The organism is Rosenbergiella australiborealis, from assembly GCF_018494035.1.
GTDB classification, from domain to species: domain Bacteria; phylum Pseudomonadota; class Gammaproteobacteria; order Enterobacterales; family Enterobacteriaceae; genus Rosenbergiella; species Rosenbergiella australiborealis.
On record NZ_JABBFO010000034.1, the window covers coordinates 1 to 1,442 of the forward strand.

Genomic DNA, 1,442 nt, shown 5'->3' on the forward strand with positions numbered 1-1,442 from the left:
TTGGTAAATCCGGACTGTCTTAAGGCTGAGACGTGATGACGAGGTTCTACGGAACTGAAGTAATTGATGCCCTGCTTCCAGGAAAAGCCTCTAAGCTCTAGGTAACATTGAATCGTACCCCAAACCGACACAGGTGATCAGGTAGAGAATACCAAGGCGCTTGAGAGAACTCGGGTGAAGGAACTAGGCAAAATGGTGCCGTAACTTCGGGAGAAGGCACGCTGGTGCGTAGGTGAAGCGACTTGCTCGCGGAGCTGAAACCAGTCGAAGATACCAGCTGGCTGCAACTGTTTATTAAAAACACAGCACTGTGCAAACACGAAAGTGGACGTATACGGTGTGACGCCTGCCCGGTGCTGGAAGGTTAATTGATGGGGTTATCCGTAAGGAGAAGCTCTTGATCGAAGCCCCAGTAAACGGCGGCCGTAACTATAACGGTCCTAAGGTAGCGAAATTCCTTGTCGGGTAAGTTCCGACCTGCACGAATGGCGTAATGATGGCCAGGCTGTCTCCACCCGAGACTCAGTGAAATTGAAATCGCTGTGAAGATGCAGTGTACCCGCGGCAAGACGGAAAGACCCCGTGAACCTTTACTATAGCTTGACACTGAACATTGAGCCTTGATGTGTAGGATAGGTGGGAGGCTTTGAAGCGTGGACGCTAGTCTGCGTGGAGCCGACCTTGAAATACCACCCTTTAATGTTTGATGTTCTAACGTAGACCCGTAATCCGGGTTGCGGACAGTGTCTGGTGGGTAGTTTGACTGGGGCGGTCTCCTCCCAAAGAGTAACGGAGGAGCACGAAGGTTAGCTAATCACGGTCGGACATCGTGAGGTTAGTGCAAAGGCATAAGCTAGCTTGACTGCGAGAGTGACAGTTCGAGCAGGTGCGAAAGCAGGTCTTAGTGATCCGGTGGTTCTGAATGGAAGGGCCATCGCTCAACGGATAAAAGGTACTCCGGGGATAACAGGCTGATACCGCCCAAGAGTTCATATCGACGGCGGTGTTTGGCACCTCGATGTCGGCTCATCACATCCTGGGGCTGAAGTAGGTCCCAAGGGTACGGCTGTTCGCCGTTTAAAGTGGTACGCGAGCTGGGTTTAGAACGTCGTGAGACAGTTCGGTCCCTATCTGCCGTGGGCGTTGGAGAATTGAGGGGGGTTGCTCCTAGTACGAGAGGACCGGAGTGAACGCACCACTGGTGTTCGGGTTGTCATGCCAATGGCATTGCCCGGTAGCTAAGTGCGGAAAAGATAAGTGCTGAAAGCATCTAAGCACGAAACTTGCCCCGAGATGAGTTCTCCCTGACCCCTAGAGGGTCCTGAAGGGACGTTGAAGACTACGACGTTGATAGGCTGGGTGTGTAAGTGCAGCGATGCATTGAGCTAACCAGTACTAATGACCCGTGAGGCTTAACCTTACAACGCCAGAGGCGTTTTGGA

General features: G+C 52.4%; 1 rRNA gene. It reads left to right on the forward strand.

Annotation, left to right across the window (positions count from 1 at the left end):
• Positions 1 to 1,420 (forward strand): 23S ribosomal RNA (locus tag HGT73_RS14565); the annotation flags it as partial.
• Between the last annotated feature and the right edge of the window lie 22 nt (positions 1,421 to 1,442).